Origin of the sequence: Haladaptatus pallidirubidus, from assembly GCF_020700235.1 — an archaeon.
In the GTDB taxonomy this organism is placed as follows: Archaea; Halobacteriota; Halobacteria; order Halobacteriales; family Haladaptataceae; genus Haladaptatus; species Haladaptatus pallidirubidus.
This window is the reverse complement of sequence record NZ_CP085303.1, coordinates 170076-189042: the sequence shown is the minus strand read 5'-3', so window position 1 is coordinate 189042 and position 18967 is coordinate 170076. Positions and strand designations below refer to the sequence as shown.

Here is an 18967-nt window from a genome sequence, read left to right as displayed (position 1 = left end):
CAAGAGAAATCGAACCGGAACAACCCGTAGAAATTATCTCAAACTAACTGGAGCAATCATGGCCTCATCTGCGGCGATTGGGTCTGCGGCTGCCAACCACTCGGAGTATGACGATGACTATGATACCGTCATCAATGTAACCGACGTGGGAGCAGATAATAATGGAAACGAATCTATTACACCCGTACTTGAGGAGCATGCAGACGACAATACGCTCCTGTATTTCCCGTCCGGGCGATACTATATGGACGAGCAATTCCGTTTTACTGGCTTCACCAATTTCGGTATGGTCGGCCACGATGCTGAACTCGTTCCAGCAAGTTATCAAGACTTCAATGACAACGGCGGGAATTACCGACTCTTCCGATTGGGTGTCGATGATAACCCCGGTACAGACCTGCGCGTCGAGGGATTCACCGTTGACCAAACGGCCGAAAACACAGGCATTCGCGTCATAGAAGCTGCAGTCACAGATGGACTCGTTGTTCGCGACATCAACATCCAGGGTCTGCATGACAGTGGAACGTTCGGACCGGCACGATTCGAAATTGTAAATGCTGACGGTACGGGCCTTGTCGAGCAATTTAACGCCCCAGATGGCGGCGCGTATATCGGAAACGCGCCCGGCGATTCGCTTTGGCGCGGACCAACCGGTATTCTCTGCAATCAGAACAGCGGTACAATAACGTACCGTGACTGTGACCTAGGAGGTTTCCCGGACAACGGTCTATATGCATCCGAGGGTACTGGTACTATCCAAATTGAAGGTGGTCGCTTTGAGGGTAGTACGGGCGCAAACGTCCGGCTCGGTGGTAACGAAAGTTACATTGAAGACGCAACAATCCTCGTGAACCAACAGGATGCAAACGGTGTCAGCCAACGTGGTCTTCGCATCGAAGACGGGTCGGATCTTGTAGCACGGAATGTCGATGTCCGGACGACAATCGAAAAGAGCCCTGCAATTTGGGTTACGAGTAGTGCAGATAACGTCGCAATCGTCGATTCTACTGTCACAGCTCGAGCCGACGATGCAATGCCTGCGATTTCAATTCGAGAATCTGCAGGACGAACCAGTATTAGACAGACCACCGTCGACCATGAGACCAGTGGTGGCCCAGCTATCAAAATCAAACAAGGTAGCGAACCCGCTATCCTCGAAAACGTCACTGTCGTTGGGAATGCACCAATCAATGGAACCCGGAGTGCAATTCAAAACAATCGCGATAACTCGGAGTTCCGGAATCTGAAGATCGACCATGGTGGTGAATCAGGTCGACGTGCACTGACGAACACAGCGAGCAATGTCACAATCTACGAAGGCGATTACGTCTCCGAAGAAAATGCGATTGTAGAGAGTGGTACTGGAACTTTGATCCAAAGTGTCTCTGCAAAAGCGCGCAGCGGCAACGCGGCACTTCGCATCACAAGCGACGCTGAAAACGTTACTGTCAAAGATTCCAACTTCGCAAACGGTATCAACGACAATAGTTCGGATGGGTACAACGGCAGTAACAACAGTTCAGAGTACGACTCCGGCGACGAGAACGATGGTAATTCCGGCGATGATGGTGGTTCCGGTGACGATGGCGGGTCCGGCGATGATGGCAGCTCCGGCGATGATGGCAGCTCCGGCGATGATGGCAGCTCCGGCGATGATGGTGGTTCCGGCGGCGACGACGGCGGATCCGGTGGGTCTGATGACGATGACTATAGTGATGTCCCGGATGGAGACTTGTGTCCAAAGAGGTGAGGTCTCCCCGCCTTAATGGAATAAGCTTCCCGGTTTGACGACACGCTGTGTGAACAACCGTGTTCACAGAAGACATATCTTCTTCAGGTGTTGACTTGGAATGATAGTAGTTTGTAGTGATTACTCACGCCTTCAGATGCGAGTTGAAAGGTAGATGAACCGACACACCGCCGCCAATGATTGTGTCGGATATCTGTTCTTGGCACGGTTGAGCGCTTGTATAGCTTGTTTCAAAGTGCTACCTTGATGGCGAGAGCCATTCCAGAAGATTCGGATACCGATAAAATGAGTAGAGATGGGGGACATTTGACCGTTCTGCAAGACGCCCACACCGGTGCTGACACCCAGCAAGTGACGCTTGGGAACTATGCATCTTGAAACCGGCAGGCCGTATCGGATGGCCAGAAATCCGATAGTGGTATTCCCGTGACTTCAATCGTGGGCGGAGTTCAAAGCACGGATATGGTACGCATCTGTCCGGTCATTAAGACGATCAATTTCGAAACCATGATCACGCAGGTACGTTTCGATTTCTGCTGTCGAAGTTCCGTATTCCACGCTTAGATCGTGATGGAGTTCAACGTAAATGACACGGACGTCCGAAAGCCGCTCGCCGAATCCTTTAAGCACTTGCAATTCCGCGCCTTCAACATCGATTTTAAGAATATCTGGTGCAGGATATCGATCTTCCTCAATTAAAGTCTCACCTCGGAAAACGTCGATTTTTAGCTCACCGTCTGAAGAAAGAGAATGTTTTCCTTCACCGTAGCGCTGCCCTTTGACAGCAAGAGTACCAGAACCGTCCTCATTTGAAAGGGCAAATTCAGCGACTTCCCACTTACTTGCCGGGAGGTTTGCCGAAAGATTGTGGCGGAGGCGAGCAGCGTTCATTGGCATTGGCTCAAATGCGATAACACGGCCACTTTCCAAGGACTTCCCCACAAAACAAGTGTGGGTACCAATATTAGCACCGATGTCAAACACTACATCGGATTCTCGAACATCGGTAAGTAGTGCTTCTATGACGGGAAGTTCACCGACGAGCGAGTTTACGCGCTGATACTCAGTTCGAGTATCTGTCGCAAATGTAGCGGTGTGGTCACCGATGGACACTGTTGCAGACCAGAGATGAAGCCCTAGCTTAGTGTGCCAGTACAAAGTAGCGAGTACTGGTGCGATCCCGACCCGCTCACAGAAATCCCATAGGTGACTTCGGGTCGCGCGGCGTTCCAGATCAAGCATAATAAGAAATTGCAGGTGGCGACCATAAATATATATCACGGATAATCTGTGGGAGGAACAAAATCACTACCGGTTTAGTAACTGCATAATCACCCAGATGAGTTCCTGAATCCATAATTATAAATTAAATATTCTAGAAAAGAGCTATTGACTAGCATATTGTTTCTCCAGCGACACAGTAGTTCGTCTTATTTCACCCTCAATAACCAACGCAATCAGATTCATTCAGCACTTACATTCTCTACACATTTGAAAAGCATGAACAGAGCACCAATTGCCTTTGATACGTTAGATATCTTTAAAAAACAGAATACAAAGTGAGAGCAGCACTTAGAAAGCGACTTGCAGACAACGCTCAAACAGAGCGAAACTAAAGGACGGATAGTAACGGCTTATTACTGGTTTTGAGTAGAGAAATCACTTGTTCATTATGAAATCCAAGGAAGTCTTAGATGAAACGATAATGGCTCAAGCACCGAACAACGACGAAAGAAAGACGAGGTAGTGATAATAGATAGTGTTGAAGACTAAGAACTGATTTCGGATGTTCCTAAACACAATATTCCTGATGTTATACTGTGTATAGTTAACCGCCCTAGACACAATAGTTGTGATAGAGCCAACCGTGACACGAACGAGACCTATCATTGGACGTCCGAACCGACGGACGACTAGTTGTCACTGTGGCACGGAGAGATCTCCAAATCGCGGAGAGTAAGGTGTGTGAACAATGAATAAAGAAATATTTGGCGTTTTCGGCGACCGGGACGAATTTGAACAATTCCGGACCGCCCACGAGTTCGACGATATCGTGACGAGCGACGTCGCAACAGTCGGGATTCGAGATACAGGACTCGGAATTCCGGGGCGAAGCGCCTCCTACTCGGGAGAGGATGGATCGTGTATCATTTGGGGAGAAGCGTATCCAAATAAACGTGGCTGGTCGGAACCCGCTCACTGGTTACTTGAACAGTATAAGAAAAAAGGAAAAGACGCCATCAAGGCACTCAACGGATCCTACCTCGCGTTTATCGAATGCGAGGGCGATGCAATAGTTCTCACCGACATGATTCGTTCGTGGGAATGTTTCTATACGGACGATCCCGGTGTCCGAGTGTTTGGCTCCGACGCGGCAGAAGTCGCAAAAACCATTGAGAGCCCGACTATGCGCAGACAGTCAGTGGGCGAGTTTCTCCATATGGGCGTCGTCCTCGGAAACAAGACGCTGTTTGACGAACTGCATCGAACCTCATTCGATGGCTACCTAACGGCCGATGAAGTCGGTGACTTAGACCGGTTCATTTACGACGAACAAGAGATGGACTATGTGGGCGAGCTTGCAGATCGCATGCAACGAGCGATTCAACGGCGATCGCGCCAGCCTGGGAAAAAAGGGCTGCTTCTGTCGGCAGGCTACGATTCTCGAACGCTATTATCACAGTTCTCTGAAATCGAACACTGTTACACAGTCGGAAGACCAAATGCACAAGAAGTAAAAGTTGCCCGCCGACTTGCCAAACAGTACGACGTCGACCACACAACACTGGTGACAAACGACCGGTACATTATGCCCGGCGAGCAGAAGGTTCGGGATACAAACGGAATCAAGGAATCGATCCACATCCACCACGCAGGCTACAACAACGATATCGAAGTCGACACAATGTATCACGGGCTCTTGTTTGACACTCTTCTGCGTGGTTTTGGTCACAAACGAAGCGAGATTGAGCTGTTTGGTAAAACGCTTCCGCTAAAGCGGATGGAAGTCGATATAGATCCCACTGAAGCGTCACTCGATAACTTTGGCTACATCCCGGATAAAAGTCAAATTGTTGCAGAACAGTACACAGATGACTTAGACGCAGCGGGCAAGTTCGTCCGCAACGCGATCGCCAACGAATTTGACCGATGTTGGAGCCGTACCGATTCCGAACAGAATGCACTTTCGTTGTTCAGCATTAGCAACCAGCCAACGATTCCATTCCGGACACATCTCGCAGACAACTACCTCGAATCATTCATTGCGGCAGATTCAGAGCTGTTGGAGTGGCATCTGCAAACACCGCCAGAGTACCGGAATACAGCGACGTTTATCCGCGCGATTCGACAATTGGATGGAGATTTGTTCCGGCATCGACCACCGGACCGACCATACATGTCGACGCTCCTCTCGGAGGTGGAGCGATTTGCACGGCGTAAGGTTCCATTCATGAAGAACTTTGAGCCAGCATGGCCGGATCGGAAGCAGGTGTACGACAAATATAATCTCGATCAGCGGTTGTTCCCGCACCATGAGTCGATTCACAACCTGCCACCGCGGCATAAACTCCGCATCAACGACATGGTTGGTTGGGTTGCCCAGTGTTCCAAAACTGCCGTCAACCCAACGGACGTCCTCTATTTGCAAACAGATGACGGTGGGGCTGACGGAATTTCGTCCGAGAACTGATTAGGAGCCGTATAATAAAACCCGGTTCACGCTAGTTAAAAGACAATGAGTACGAATAGCCGCTGGTGGTTTGCAGACCTCGTGCTAGTCGTAGGACTAGCTAGTTTTAGCGGAAGCATAGCACTCACCGGACTTGATGGGCCGCTACGTGTTGCATTTGTGCTTCCGCTCGTTCTCTTTCTTCCCGGATACGCATTTATTTCAGCAATCTTCCCCGAAGCTGGAAACGATGATACTCGAAAATTTGGGAGCGATAAAAGCGAAGCCATATACGCAGTCGGCGGCCCTGAACGAGTCGGCCTTTCCGTCACGGTAAGCGTTGCTATCGTTCCACTAGTCGCAGCAATTGCAAACTTTACCCCATGGGGGATCCGAGTCCTGCCAATTGTAATCGGAGTTCTCGGCTTCACCGTTCTGTCTGCACTCGGTGCATTCGTTCGTCGATGGCGTGTTCCCGCCAACCAACGCTATTCGATTGGTCTGCCGAAATTACTGTTTAACTCGGTGGGACGGCATTCGAATGGTTCAACGACGATGGTGAACATTGGTATCGTTATCAGCCTTCTGCTGGTTACATCCAGTGTCGGGTTTGCGGTTCTTAGTCAACCAACTGGGCAGCAATTTACCGAGTTTTACGTGGAAGGACAAAACATCAACAGTAACACGAACACGTTCTACCAATCTAATCTGGGAGACAACGGAATAACCGTCAACGTTGGCAATCGCGAAGGAGAACAAACCCAGTACACCGTCATAGCGGTACTCGAACGCGTCGAAAACGGAAGTGTGACCGAACAGAACCGATTTGACCAACAGCAAGTAACAGTTCAGTCGAGACAGACAAAACAGGTAACACTCAATGGTAACCCATCTCTTTCCGGCGACAACGTCCGAGTTCGTCTGCTTCTCTACAAAGGTGATCCATCCGGTAGTCCATACCGAGTAATTCGGTTGTGGCTCTCCTCCTGATCATCTCCGCGCGCTAAAATACGAGGATTCTTCCGGCGCGGATTTGGGGTGTGACTCCTTTCTGACTCACTTCGCTTTCGTCGGGATACGCAAGTTCGAACATACTTCTTTGGACTTTCGTAGATATGGTTTCTCCGACCAGTCGTAGTTGTCCCATCCAAATCGCACAAATCATACCATTGATTTGAATTCGTAATCCAATATTTTCAAAGAAACGTTTCTGATTCCGTGCGATTGTTCTGTCCTTCAAAGCCGTGTCCGTATTCGTCTCAATTCTTGTCGACAGAGATTTTGGGACATGCTCGTTTGCCACTACTGAATCGTATACTAATTATCACGGATATAGGTGTGGAGTTCACGTCCGTCTTCGCCCGCTTTCACTGGACATTTTTCGAGCGTTAACTGCAATAAGAGCGTTGCAAGGTCGGAGCTGACATTCATGTTCATTAGCGGTTCATCATGAAGAATAGTTGCGTCATAGAACTCAGTTGCGTCATCAAGATCTTAATTGTGAACTACCCTGCCCTCCCGCGCTCGGGCCTCCCCGGCTCTCGCATATTTCGGACGGAGCGTCCTGGTTCTGTGTCGGAACTTGCACCGGAAGGTACTGCAGTTCCAGACTCCGCAGGTGATTTCCCTCGAGGGGTGGTTCGAAGTGTCCCACTCTTCCCGAATGGACACTCAACTACCACGGCCGATGCATGCTTCTTATCGCGTTTGAACACCGGAACCAGTGTAGTGAATATCTTACTACAACGTTTGATCGCGAAGGTAGTACAGATATGGCGTACAGTGGAAGTGACCAAAGATGGCAGATGTATCCGTACTACTCACTTCCTTCGGTCGTCCGGTTCGGAAGGGGCATTGCCTGCATTTCAGCTAAAGGATGGTCTCTGACGGGGTGTCACTGCCCACGCGGACATATGCATCTTGAAACCTTGTAGGACGTTGGCCGATATCCCATGGTGGGATTTCACGCCGGTGACAGCGTGGAGAAGGTCAAATGAGCATACCCGTCCTTATATAGCTCACTGTGATCGAAGTGAGAAAAGAAGTTATGTCGATTGGTTGGCGCACATCATTACATCACCATTCGTATAGAGCACGCTCTGGCCTGGGCGACACACGTTCCGTTTTGGGATAGGCCGCGTAACGGGAACACTCGAGTTTGCAGATTCATTAACGACCATATAGTTCGGAGCGCCAGTGGATTGATATGATCGATATAACGTGAGGGGATGGTCCGTTGGTCCGCCATTTGCCGAGATGTTAAATGCCGCGGCTGGATATGCCCCTGTTCTTTTGAACACCGTTTGATATGGATGGTCGGTGCGAAGCACCTGTTCTGGAAGAACGTTCGAGGAATCCGGTGATCCGGTCATCCTCCGAATACTTGAGACGGCGGCCATCTCTTGTTCGGTATATGTTAGCCGAGTCTGCTCTTGCTCGAAGACAGGGTTATCCAGCGCGCCATGTCCTGAAATCATCATTGTACCGGGATAAATGAGCGCAACAACGAGCAGGGTTGCTACAACAATATTCCGATTAAGGTTGTGAACGAGATAACCCACACCGAGAGCAGCGAGGATCGCCATCGGCACATAGAGGAACGCAAACCACCGTTGTGGGATAAAGTTGCGGATGCCGAACAATGGAAGTCCGAGCGTAAATCCGGTCATGACAACAGTGGCGAACAGTAGCGTGAATGCAGCGTGCGAGATACGCTTACGTCGCAGAACGTACAGACAGCCGACGACGCAGAGTCCGAACAGTAACAGGAACCCTAACGTCTCAGTGTACGTTGCGAGTGTTTGCATGAGTGTTGGTGGTGGCAGTGTAATGCCTTGCGCGCTGTCTCCAGGATTTGCGAGATTCATAAATCCGAAACTTTCCTGCATCGTCTCACCGAGATACAGGAGTACCGTTTCGAGGAATGAATCCCCATTGTACGGCGTGAACGACCACATGAACGTGATAAGGCCAATATCAAACGCTAACAGTCCGGCGAGATTGACCGGCTCCATATTCCCAAAGGTATTCGGTTTGCGCGTCGTGTTTGACTGGAGCAGACCAAGTCGCAGAATGAACTGCGCGGCCAGTCCCGAAAACAGAACGACGAGCATGATGAACGTCGAGACTTGGTGTGTCAAAATGATAGCGACGGAGAGAAAGATAAGCAGACTAAAGTCTCGTGCATTATATTGCAGCTGCATGATACGTAGGAGAGCATATACAATTGCGACGAAAAACAACAAGCCATGACTCGTCGGGATCAGGTGGATACCCCATTCAATAACGTAATCACCAATCGAATAGAGCATCGCTGCAAATACCGCCCAGCGCACCGGAACAAGTAGTTTTGTCGCCGCGTAGACGAACAGGATAACCATCGGCATTGCTATGCCAATAGACAGATACAGTGCATTCCGGAGCGACACATCGTACAACATTGCAGAAGACGCGACCAACAGATGGTACAACGGTGCCGCAATATGTTTGTTCCCCTGCATTGAGGCAAGCGAATGCTGATCGAGCACTCCCTGTGCTAACTGTGTCATATGCGTCCAAATGTCGATCCCGATATATGACGGTGTAGTGTATACCGCCATAAGTCGGATGACGAACGCAAGGACAAGTATTTGCGTAAGCAGAAGTTGCGGGAGGAACTCTTCGTCATCAGTAAACAGGATCTGAAGAAGAATGAGCGTACCTGCTAGACCTGAAAGGGCATGGAACAACAGGTTCCGCTCTCCAAAGAAAAGCGCAACACCGACCATTAGGGCAGCCGTCGTGAAGACGATGCTCGGCAATACTTGGGCCACTGGTTGTGAGAAGGATGGGAAGAGATCCATCGACGCGCGGTCGTTCCGAACTGCGAGAAGGTATAGACCACATCCCAGACCAAGAACAATTGGAATCGTCTGAATGTAGATCTGGGACGCGATGAATCGCAGTGGAAATAGTCCTAATGCGATTATGAATCCGATTATCGCGGCGTCGACGTCGAACCGTCGTTGTTGGAGCCAGCCAGTTAATTGTCCGGACATATTAGAGCCTCCGTCTGTCGAATCGTAGTTCGATCATAGTAGTTCTCCCTCGATATTCGGGTTCTGAGCTTGTGTATTCGATTGACTAGAGCGACCGGTAATTGCGCGGAGAATTACGCTTGTCGTATCGACCTTATCAGCTAACAATCGTTCACGATATTCTTCCCAGTTCTCATCATTCTCAAGGATGGAAACAGCTTTATCGAGTGCCAATGCATGGCGGTCATCGCCTTGATAATTGAACAATAGTCCGTACCGCTCGTCCAATTCGTCCGTATAGCCCATCGTGAGCGTATTGACATAAATTGCGGGAGTGCCGAGAACAGCGCTCTCTGCGGCCATTGTTGCCCCTTCACCGATGAAAAGGTCAGCAAAAGCAAGGAGGTCATGCATCCGATGGGGTTCAACCGTTGTTCGATATGATTCGAGTTCTGCTGGAAGCGGTCGTTCAGATGTGATCAGTACTTCTGCTCCAGCGTTTTCGAGTCGATCAATCACATCCTCCACGGCATTGAACCCGCTCTGCCCGACATCATGAGATGCGCCCCATTTGACGAGTCTGAGGACGACAAACGTATCGTCGGGATCAAGTCCAAAGTCGGAAATGACAGTTGGATCCGGTGTGAAGCGGTCAGGGTGAAGATAGGCGAGTTCGTGATAACCGGGGTAACGAACCTGCTTTGGGCCGATGCTTTGATTGTAACAATCTGGCGTGTAAATGACATCCGCGAACGGGTACGCAAGGTTTTGGATGAGATTTGCGTGTTCTGTGTCATAAAAGACGATGCTTCGTGCGCCAACAACTGTCGCAACATGAGCGGCTGCGACCCCACCGATTGCAGTAATTACGTCCGGTTTCAACTGCACCGCTCGGCGAAGCAAACGAGCTTCATAGGTTGTTTGCACCCATGCCAACTGCGACAGTCCCGATGCAGTGCCAGCCAATACTTCATGGTCGATATCGTATCGTTGGAGCAGCTCTACAGCCATCTCCTTCCTGCGAGCGAAAACATGCACATCATGACCCTCATCTTCTAGTGCTGTGATTGCATTTCGGAAGAAGTGAACATGTGCTGGATGCTGGATAGTAACAAATACCCTCATCGATTCTCCCTCCGATCAAGAGCAAGGCCGGTAATAATGCCGACGATGCCAAGTATGAACGATGTGAGCGACTTCCGCATGTTGTTGCTTTGTGATCCCGTTAGGATCGAACCGATCGCGCGGAACACATGAACGAAGCCAGTCAGCGCCGCAAAAATACCGAATGCGTACGCAATACCGAGTGGGTGGGTACGATAGCGTGCCCCTAATCGCCAAAGGAAATTGCGAAGAAGCATGAGAGACACCTTCGGGATGTAATCGCCGTATTCGATACTACTCTCTTCTGCGCCGTAGACTGCGGGCATGTCCACATCCATGACCCGCATTCCTGCCACATTCAATTTGACGAGGATATCGTTACAGTAGCCGTAGTATTCATACATCCCCTCTAGATCAATTGCTTCAAGTGAGGGAAGCGAGATGGCCGTATAACCGTTTTGTGGGTCAGTTATATCCCAATACCCGCTTGCGATTCGTGTTAAACCGGTTAGCAACCAGTTGCCGAGCAGGCGGAATTTCGGCATTGAGCTCCGAAACTTCGGATTCGACAATCGATTCCCTTTCGTATAGTCAGCCTCATCGGCCACAATGGGATCGAGAAGCCGCGTCATCATCTCGGGATCCATCTGCCCGTCTGCATCAATAGTGACCGTCACGTCGGTACCGTCGGCACGAGCAGCGAAATAACCAGTTTTAATCGCTCCACCCGCGCCGCGATTGTGGTCATGTCGAATGGCGACGACCTGGCCATCGGTATCGTCACTTACATTGGTGCGGGCCGCGCGCTCGACTGCAGCGTATTCACAAATTTCGTCCCACGTACCGTCTGTTGAGGCGTCGTCTACAGCGTAGACGCGATCTACGAAGTCGGGAAGCGAATCAAGAACATCGCCCACGAACCCTTCTTCGTTGTACGCGGGCACGACGACGCCTATCGTGTGCCCTCCATACATTCTACACCCTCCGATACGAGAATCCGGCGTTAGAAACCTCATCGCCATTGAGCGCACCGGTAACGTCTATGAGGACAGGGTTTTCATTCATCTGAGCAGCCATCTTTGTGGTGTCGAGGTCGTTGAACTCGTGATGCGGTGTCGCAAGGATAATGCCGTCGAATTTCTCGAACGATAGCTCGTCGTCCTCTTGGATTAAGGTATCGAGCTGGTCGCGCATCAAGTCGTTATCCCCGTGTGGGTCATAGCCGATTGTTTCGATATCGTACTCGTGAAGATGTCGAACGATATTATCCACTTTCGACGTACGAATGTCAGCCACGTCCGGTTTGTAAGTCAGGCCAAGAATGAGAACCCGACTGCCGCGTAGCGTTTTGCCTGCTCGGTTGAGTTCCTTTATCATCATGTTCGCGATGTGAGCAGGCATCGTCTCGTTTACAGTCCGACTTTGTTCGATGAGATGTGGTGCGTAGCCAGCTTGTTTAGAGCGATGGATAAAGAAGTACGGATCAACAGGAATGCAGTGGCCGCCGACGAGTCCAGGGCGATAGTCGTGGAAGTTCCACTTTGTGCCCGACGCTTCGAGTACATCGCGGGTGTCGATATCCATATCCATGTTGTCAAATGCCATCGCGAGCTCGTTCATGAGGGCGATGTTCAGATCTCGCTGAATGTTTTCAACGACTTTGCTTGCCTCCGCGACTTCCATCGATGCAGCCTTGTGTACGCCCGCGTCGATGACTGTTGCATATAGATCTGCAATATCATCGCGAACTTCAGCATTCATCCCGCCGACGACTTTAACCACATCACGCAATCCATGCTTGGGGTCGCCTGGTGTTGCACGTTCGGGCGAATAGCCGACATAGAAGTCTTCGCCGCAGGTAAGTCTAGAAGCGGCTTCGAGTGCAGGGATAAGGACTTCGCGAGTCGCACCTGGGAAGACAGTCGATTCGAGAATAACCGTCGTATCAGGGGACATGTATTCGCCTATAGTTCGCCCGGCGCTCTCGACAAAATCGAAATTGGGTTGTTGGTTCTGATCGACGGGGGTTGGTACCGTAATCATCACATAGTCAGCATCAGCGATTTCCGCCGGGTCGGTTGTGTATGCAACTTCGCTTTCGGTGATAGTTTTGTCACCGAGATCGCCTGTCGTATCGGTGCCACTCTGAAGAGTTTCGACTTTTCCGTCGTCAATATCGAAGCCGACAACGTCAAACCCTTCTTGGTCAAATCCGACCGCCAACGGGAGTCCAACATAACCGAGACCGACAACACAAATCGTTGCGTCTCGACTTCTAATTATGTCTTTTTTCTCGCTTTCAGTATACTCTTGCTGGGTGTCTGTGTCTCCTATCGTCGAGTTCATGGATGATGATCCTCCGTCGTTCGCTCTTCAACGCCGCCTGAACGGCATTGAAGCGACCGGCAGCAGGGAGTGTGGAGGTATTTAACCCTCTTAGTCCGGTCAGACATTAGCCTCATCTGATCAATGTGACCATAGAGGCTTTATTATACAGTAGCTAAGCCTGTCGTACCCGAAAATCCGTATTCAACCAATATTTTTCGTGCTAACTGATTACAAAGAGGGGGAAACCCACAGTCAAATAGCAACAGTCCAAGTGATTCATTATGCATCCATATGATTCAGTTGCATCGACAACAGAATCACGAGTTTATTATAAGATAAAGAATAGAATTCATATTGCGCAAAATCACCAGGCTGCAAGGTGTTAAACACAGCACAACAACCTAAATTGGTAATAAATTTGTTAGAAATGTACCAAACCAGTAGTATAACACATAGATCGCTAGGTGAGAGGACAATATTACACACTTTGTTTTCATACCACAGATCTTCACATTTACAGGTTGAACAGGCGCAATGCCACGTTCTTTCGGGCGTAGATATGCACCGTCAGCTTGGTTCGGCTTCCGCTGTACATTTCATTACCGGATATGCCACGAACGGTAGGATTAAGCCTCTTACCGCCGCATCTATAGCTACCGACGTTTCCTCGTTGGCGAACACGGACTTTGACCGTATCGATGCTTCGCATCGACTCGTCACATGGTAACAAAGTCGAAGCCCACTCCACCAGTTTGGGCCTATGGGTCGTCTGACGCTGATGATGGTACCCAGCAGGCTGAATATCCTGCCGTGGACGGGATGTAATATTCCCAGGTGAAACGCCCATTGAACATGGGTGGGAAGGCCGCTTTGACACGGCTCTACGCGCTGCAATGTACGTCTGTGGTCATAATTGGACGGTACCCATTGAGGGAAGACGCGAAAGCGTCCTTCGCTCCCGAGGAAACGCGCAACCGTAATCTCCTCTTCGAGGAATACTCGCCGTTTACGGCGGGGAGGATGTCAAAAGAAGAGGCGGACACTGTTTAAAAACCTCGTCTGTCGAAACGCTGTATAACTATCACGAAGAAAGCCAGATGATTGACATCCTCCCTGCGCTGAAGCGCGAGGATTCCTTCGTGGGGCGTCGGACTCGTACCGAGTTCCCCGAAGGCAACTTCCCCCCATGGTGGGAGTACCGGGTTCGTGCGCTCCACGTCGGGCCGCAAACGCGACGTAGTATGCTTGGATATCCGCTTGTGGCGCTCGTCACGTCCGGTCGCACGGTGCGACCGTTCGAACGTGGCGATTCACGTCCCTCTTTCGAAGGACCTGACACGGGACGTGCCATCGACCGTACTCCGCCACGCCGGTTGTGGCGAAGTGCAACCGCGAACGGGGCAGGTTTTGATTCAGTCATCACCCCCTCTCGTACACAGGCGTTACCGCCATGATTCCAGCGGAGTTAAGGGTACTGTGAGGACGGCGAACGAATCCGAACCACGTACTCCTCGGCGGGTTTGCCGCCGGTGGGTGTGGAACCGTCCGTATCGACGGGGAGCGGCCCCGGGTCTCCCAATTGATACTTTATGCGATTGGCTTACCGTACAGTACGACGCCAGAAATACCGTAGTTTTCGGTTGGCTAACGGAGTGTACGGCGCGTATCCCTGCCCTAAAGGGCGAGGCTTTGCGCCTGTATCAACGTAACTACGAAGTGAGCAATACGATAAGCGGTGCTATCATGTGAGTGGCACTACCTTAGACAACAGATATCGGTACGATCACCCTCACTAAATGACTCTAACAATACGATTTTCTATTTTATAATCATTTTTAATTTTCTTCTTCTAAGTATTGTTTATATATTTACTATTGATTTCCAACTTGTTTGGTGCAAACATATAGTACGTTGATAAGCGATGTAGGATATTTCACCCTAATTATTAAATATAGTGACATCACGTATGTAAGATAGGCAGTAACCCACAGAACCAGTCAAACAGGGCTCTGATTGATGCTAGGTAGTTGGGTCGATCTCGATTAAATCCAAAATACCTATACAATAGGAACACAACCCAAAAGAAAAATACCCATCACCGAGATAGCAAACACAGAAGGTCCAATCTTTGAAATAGATAGTTCGGATACGTAATAAAAATGACAAATAAGATAGTAGTGATAGTATGCACATGTGTACTTCTATTTGCCACCATGACACCTGTGGCATTAGCTGCATCATCATCGAATAATCAACTTGTTATTCAATCTATTACATACAGCGGGGCAGGTGCAGCTGAAACTGGCGAGAACAATACGTATCTCTGGCAATCAGAACCGTATAATTTGAGTGTGACACTCTATACAGGAAATCGTTCGGGGAGCTACGAACTTTGTACGTATACCAAATTATCGAATAATAACACGACGAGTCCGGGTACGTGCCGAGATATATCGTTGTCTAAAAATACCGTACAACGTATCAATCTCAGCTTTGCCAACGTTCCTCAAAACGAAAGCGGACAACGGACTGCTGTTGTTAACGTCAAAAAGGATGGAACTGTCCTCACACAAAATACAGCACCGGTCTATGCTATGACTAAATCAGGAGACGAAGATGGGGATCAACTGATGAACAAGGAAGAAATAGAGATTGGAACAAACGTCACTAGTGAGGACACTGATAAGGATGGACTTAACGACCGTGCAGAAGTTATTGATTATGAAACAGACCCAACGAAAGCAGATTCAGATGACGATGGGCTTCGAGACGCTGAAGAGATACAGTTAGGAGCAAATCCAAATCAATCTGATACGGATGACGATGGGTTGAATGATGGCCAAGAAGTTCAAAATGGGACAAACGCGAGCGCAGCAGATACCGACGGTGACGGGTTAACAGATATAAAAGAGATCAACGGAAATCCAGCGACCGATCCGACAAAAAATGACACTGACGGAGATGGTCTCAGCGATGCTACCGAGCTTGGGGGAGAAACAGATCCATTAGAACCTGACACCGATGACGATGGACTTAACGATGGGGAAGAAAAAAAACTCGGGACCGATCCGACAAAAATCGACACGGATGGTGACGGATTAAACGACGGTAAGGAAATCGAAATAGGAACAGACCCACTCAATAAAGATACCGACAACGACGGACTTAGTGACGGATTCGAGCATCGATTTGGGACAAATCCAATGAGTCCTGTTATTGCAGGTGGGTTGTATCTTGTTTTGCTGAGTGTGCTCATTGGAGGTGTAGTACTGTTTCAGCGTACGGACAATAATTGGCTTTCAAAGCTACGTAACAACAATATTCAACGGGAACCAACGTTAGAAGCAGCACAATCCACCAAAGTGGCAACTGATGAAGATCAAGTACTCTCTCACCTGCGTGAAAACAACGGCCGACTTGCACAGGGGAAAATTATCGAAAAAACCGGCTGGTCAAAATCGAAAGTGAGTCGGTTACTTTCGAAAATGGAAGACAATCAGCAAATCAGCAAAATAAACATTGGTCGAAAGAATATCGTGGTTTTGTATGGACAGGAACCCGATAATGTAGTCACCTCTTCGGAAAATGAGAATGAGTGATATAAAATAACGGTTTTACTAAATCTATGAAGTTTAGGATTGTTTTTTACAGCTTAGCGGCTAATTTTCACAATGAATCTGGAATGAGAACACATGTTTTTGGTTTACAGGCCTGCTAAAGCTTCCTTAATCGGTCTATAGTAATGGGGATAGAGTGAAATGTTGAGGTAAGAGCCACCTGTCGTTCTGGCCATCAAGACGACGTGGCTACAGGACACACCCATGAATCAGCTACTCATCAATGAATATGCGACGGCTCATTCTGTAACGACTCGCTCTATAGTGAGACGAATAGAACCAAGCGACCATTATGAGCGATCCACAATCCAATCGGAGGAGACATAGATGTGTGGAATTATCGCCCGTATTGGAGAAGGTGACGCAATTACAAAGCTCGTTACAGGCCTCGAAAATCTTGAGTATCGAGGCTACGACTCGGCTGGCGTCGCCATCCAGAACGGCTCTGGAATTTCGGTCTACAAGCGTTCTGGTCAGATTTCGGATTTAAAAGACACTATTGTCGGAAATGTACCACAGGGGAACGTTGGTATCGGTCACACTCGTTGGAGCACACACGGTTCGCCAACCGACGCAAACGCCCACCCCCATACAAGCGAGACCGATCAAGTTGCAGTCGTTCATAACGGCATCATCGAAAACTACGCTGAACTCAAAGAGTGGCTCAAGTCGCAAGGTCACGAGTTCACAAGCGAAACCGATACCGAGGTCATTCCACACTTGTTTGAGCGACACCTCGAAACAGAGGCGACTATCGAAGATGCTTTCCGCAAGACGATTCGCAAACTCGAAGGAAGCTACGCAGTTGCTGCACTCGTGGATGGCGTTGATGCCATCTATGCAGCCCGGCAAGGCTCACCACTCATTCTTGGATTGGACAATGACGAGTATTACCTTGCAAGCGATGTGCCCGCCTTCCTCGATCATACCGACAAAGTGGTTTACTTCGAAGATGGTGATGTCGCTGTTCTCAAGCCGAACGGCGTCACGATGACTGACCTCGAAGGAAATCAGATTAATCGTGATGTCAAGCAAATCGACTGGGATCCCGAAGACGCTGGCAAGGGTGGCTATGAGCACTACATGCTCAAAGAGATATACACCCAACCAAACGCGCTCTCGAATACCATCGAAGGTCGCATACAAGACAATGAAATCTGTCTTGAAGATTTCCCGAAGGGTACATTTAGCGGTATTGACGACGTCCATTTCGTCGCCTGCGGAACATCATACCATGCCGCACTGTACGGTCAACAGATGCTCAACCGAGCGGGAATTAGAGCACAGGCATTCCGCGCCAGCGAGTACGTCGGTTCTAATCCAGGTCCGGTTTCGGACAAGACACTTGCTATTGCAGTGACGCAAAGTGGCGAAACAGCAGACACCCTTGGAGCTCTTAGACAGGCAAAATCGCAGGGCGCTCGCGTCGTCACCGTAACCAACGTAGTGGGTTCAACAGCGGCCCGCGAAGCTGACGACTCACTGTTCATTCGCGCTGGTCCGGAAATTGGAGTTGCCGCGACGAAGACGTTTTCTTCACAAGCAGTAACGCTTTCCCTGCTCGCTCTTCGCCTCGCCGAAGATATCGAAACCGCGACCCCACCAGAAGACAAGGCCGAACTTTTACGAAGCCTGGAAGTCCTGCCTGAAAATGTCGAGAAGCTACTTACTTCGACAGAGGCAAAACGTATTGCCAGTCGATACGCTGGAAGCAAATCGTACTTTTTCATCGGGAGAGGACTGAACAACGCAGTCGCGAAAGAGGGTGCATTGAAATTCAAGGAGATCACCTACGAACACGCGGAAGGGTTTGCCTCTGGCGAACTCAAACATGGTCCGCTCGCACTCGTAACGCCGGATACGCCGATATTTGTATTATTTAATGGCGAGAATGACACCAAAACACTACAGAATGCAAAAGAGGCACAGGCCCGCGGTGCGCCTGTTATCGCAGTAGCAAGTGAAAAGCACTCGTCGGCAGATATCGCGGATTCGTTCCTCGAAATTCCTGATACGCACCCAGTGTGGTCGGGGCTGCTCGCGAATGTCAAACTACAGTTGGTGTCCTATCATGCCGCCCGAAACCTTGGACGACCAATCGATAAACCACGAAATTTGGCAAAAAGTGTCACTGTTGAATAGGTAGAGCGTACAACAGTCCACTATCGCATTTAGAGGTACCCCGCTAATTGGAGTCGATACTAGTCAGTTATCATTTTAGTCATTTCAGCGAAAGGAGTGGATGACAGTGTCCCGTCGGCGGTGCCACGGCGACGATGGGACATTCACCGGTATGTGATACAAGCAGTAATAATTTTGGGCCACATTCTGCGCGTATTTTATATTATTTCAATGATGAATTCAATACATTTATCAATTGTGTCCATATTATTTTAATATGATAAATCGTCATGCATGCTGAATACCTGCTCAAGTTATCACATGCCAAAACATCACGGGTGAAGAAAGTCGCTTGCATTGG

12 protein-coding genes are annotated in these 18967 nt (G+C 49.4%); 7 read left to right on the top strand and 5 right to left on the bottom strand.

Going from position 1 to position 18967, the window contains the following annotated elements; genetic code table 11:
• Positions 1–58: 58 nt before the first annotated feature.
• Positions 59–1750 (top strand): hypothetical protein, encoded by a 1692-nt coding sequence (locus LIX15_RS24590; protein WP_227777553.1) that lies wholly within the window; start codon positions 59–61, stop codon positions 1748–1750.
• A gap of 432 nt (positions 1751–2182) precedes the next feature.
• Here the strand turns inward: LIX15_RS24590 and LIX15_RS24585 are convergent, their stop codons facing one another.
• A complete protein-coding gene (locus LIX15_RS24585; protein ID WP_227777552.1) occupies positions 2183–2863 on the bottom strand; it encodes an FkbM family methyltransferase in 681 nt (226 codons plus the stop codon).
• Positions 2864–3722: 859 nt separating this feature from the next.
• Here LIX15_RS24585 and LIX15_RS24580 point away from each other — a divergent pair.
• Positions 3723–5441, top strand: coding sequence for an asparagine synthase-related protein (locus LIX15_RS24580; RefSeq protein WP_227777551.1), 1719 nt, complete (start codon positions 3723–3725; stop codon positions 5439–5441).
• Between the two features lie 45 nt (positions 5442–5486).
• Positions 5487–6410: a DUF1616 domain-containing protein gene (locus tag LIX15_RS24575; RefSeq protein WP_227777550.1), complete on the top strand. Its 924-nt coding sequence runs from the start codon at positions 5487–5489 to the stop codon at positions 6408–6410.
• A gap of 1055 nt (positions 6411–7465) precedes the next feature.
• Here the strand turns inward: LIX15_RS24575 and LIX15_RS24570 are convergent.
• The 4 genes from LIX15_RS24570 to LIX15_RS24555 form a co-directional block, all read right to left on the bottom strand.
• Positions 7466–9262 carry a hypothetical protein gene (locus tag LIX15_RS24570; RefSeq protein ID WP_345411000.1) on the bottom strand — a complete coding sequence of 599 codons (1797 nt, stop codon included), beginning with the start codon at positions 9260–9262 and terminating at the stop codon, positions 7466–7468.
• A gap of 228 nt (positions 9263–9490) precedes the next feature.
• Positions 9491–10561 carry a DUF354 domain-containing protein gene (locus tag LIX15_RS24565; RefSeq protein WP_227777821.1) on the bottom strand — a complete coding sequence of 357 codons (1071 nt, stop codon included), beginning with the start codon at positions 10559–10561 and terminating at the stop codon, positions 9491–9493.
• Positions 10558–11514, bottom strand: a complete 957-nt coding sequence (locus tag LIX15_RS24560) for a glycosyltransferase family 2 protein (protein ID WP_227777820.1) — start codon at positions 11512–11514, stop codon at positions 10558–10560. The genes LIX15_RS24565 and LIX15_RS24560 overlap by 4 nt, the downstream gene beginning before the upstream one ends.
• Position 11515: 1 nt before the next feature.
• Positions 11516–12886 (bottom strand): nucleotide sugar dehydrogenase, encoded by a 1371-nt coding sequence (locus tag LIX15_RS24555; protein ID WP_227777819.1) that lies wholly within the window; start codon positions 12884–12886, stop codon positions 11516–11518.
• A gap of 909 nt (positions 12887–13795) precedes the next feature.
• Between LIX15_RS24555 and LIX15_RS32970 the strand changes: the two genes are divergently transcribed.
• The 4 genes from LIX15_RS32970 (at position 13796) to glmS (ending at position 18627) form a co-directional block, all read left to right on the top strand.
• Entirely contained in the window at positions 13796–13918 is a 123-nt protein-coding gene (locus LIX15_RS32970; RefSeq protein ID WP_265338447.1) for a hypothetical protein, read from the top strand.
• A 47-nt stretch (positions 13919–13965) separates the two neighbouring features.
• Positions 13966–14322: a hypothetical protein gene (locus LIX15_RS24550; protein WP_227777818.1), complete on the top strand. Its 357-nt coding sequence runs from the start codon at positions 13966–13968 to the stop codon at positions 14320–14322.
• A 759-nt stretch (positions 14323–15081) separates the two neighbouring features.
• Positions 15082–16467, top strand: coding sequence for a helix-turn-helix transcriptional regulator (locus LIX15_RS24545; protein WP_227777817.1), 1386 nt, complete (start codon positions 15082–15084; stop codon positions 16465–16467).
• 345 nt (positions 16468–16812) lie between these two features.
• Complete coding sequence (glmS, locus tag LIX15_RS24540) at positions 16813–18627, top strand: glutamine--fructose-6-phosphate transaminase (isomerizing) (protein ID WP_227777816.1); 1815 nt, start codon at positions 16813–16815, stop codon at positions 18625–18627.
• Positions 18628–18967: the final 340 nt, after the last annotated feature.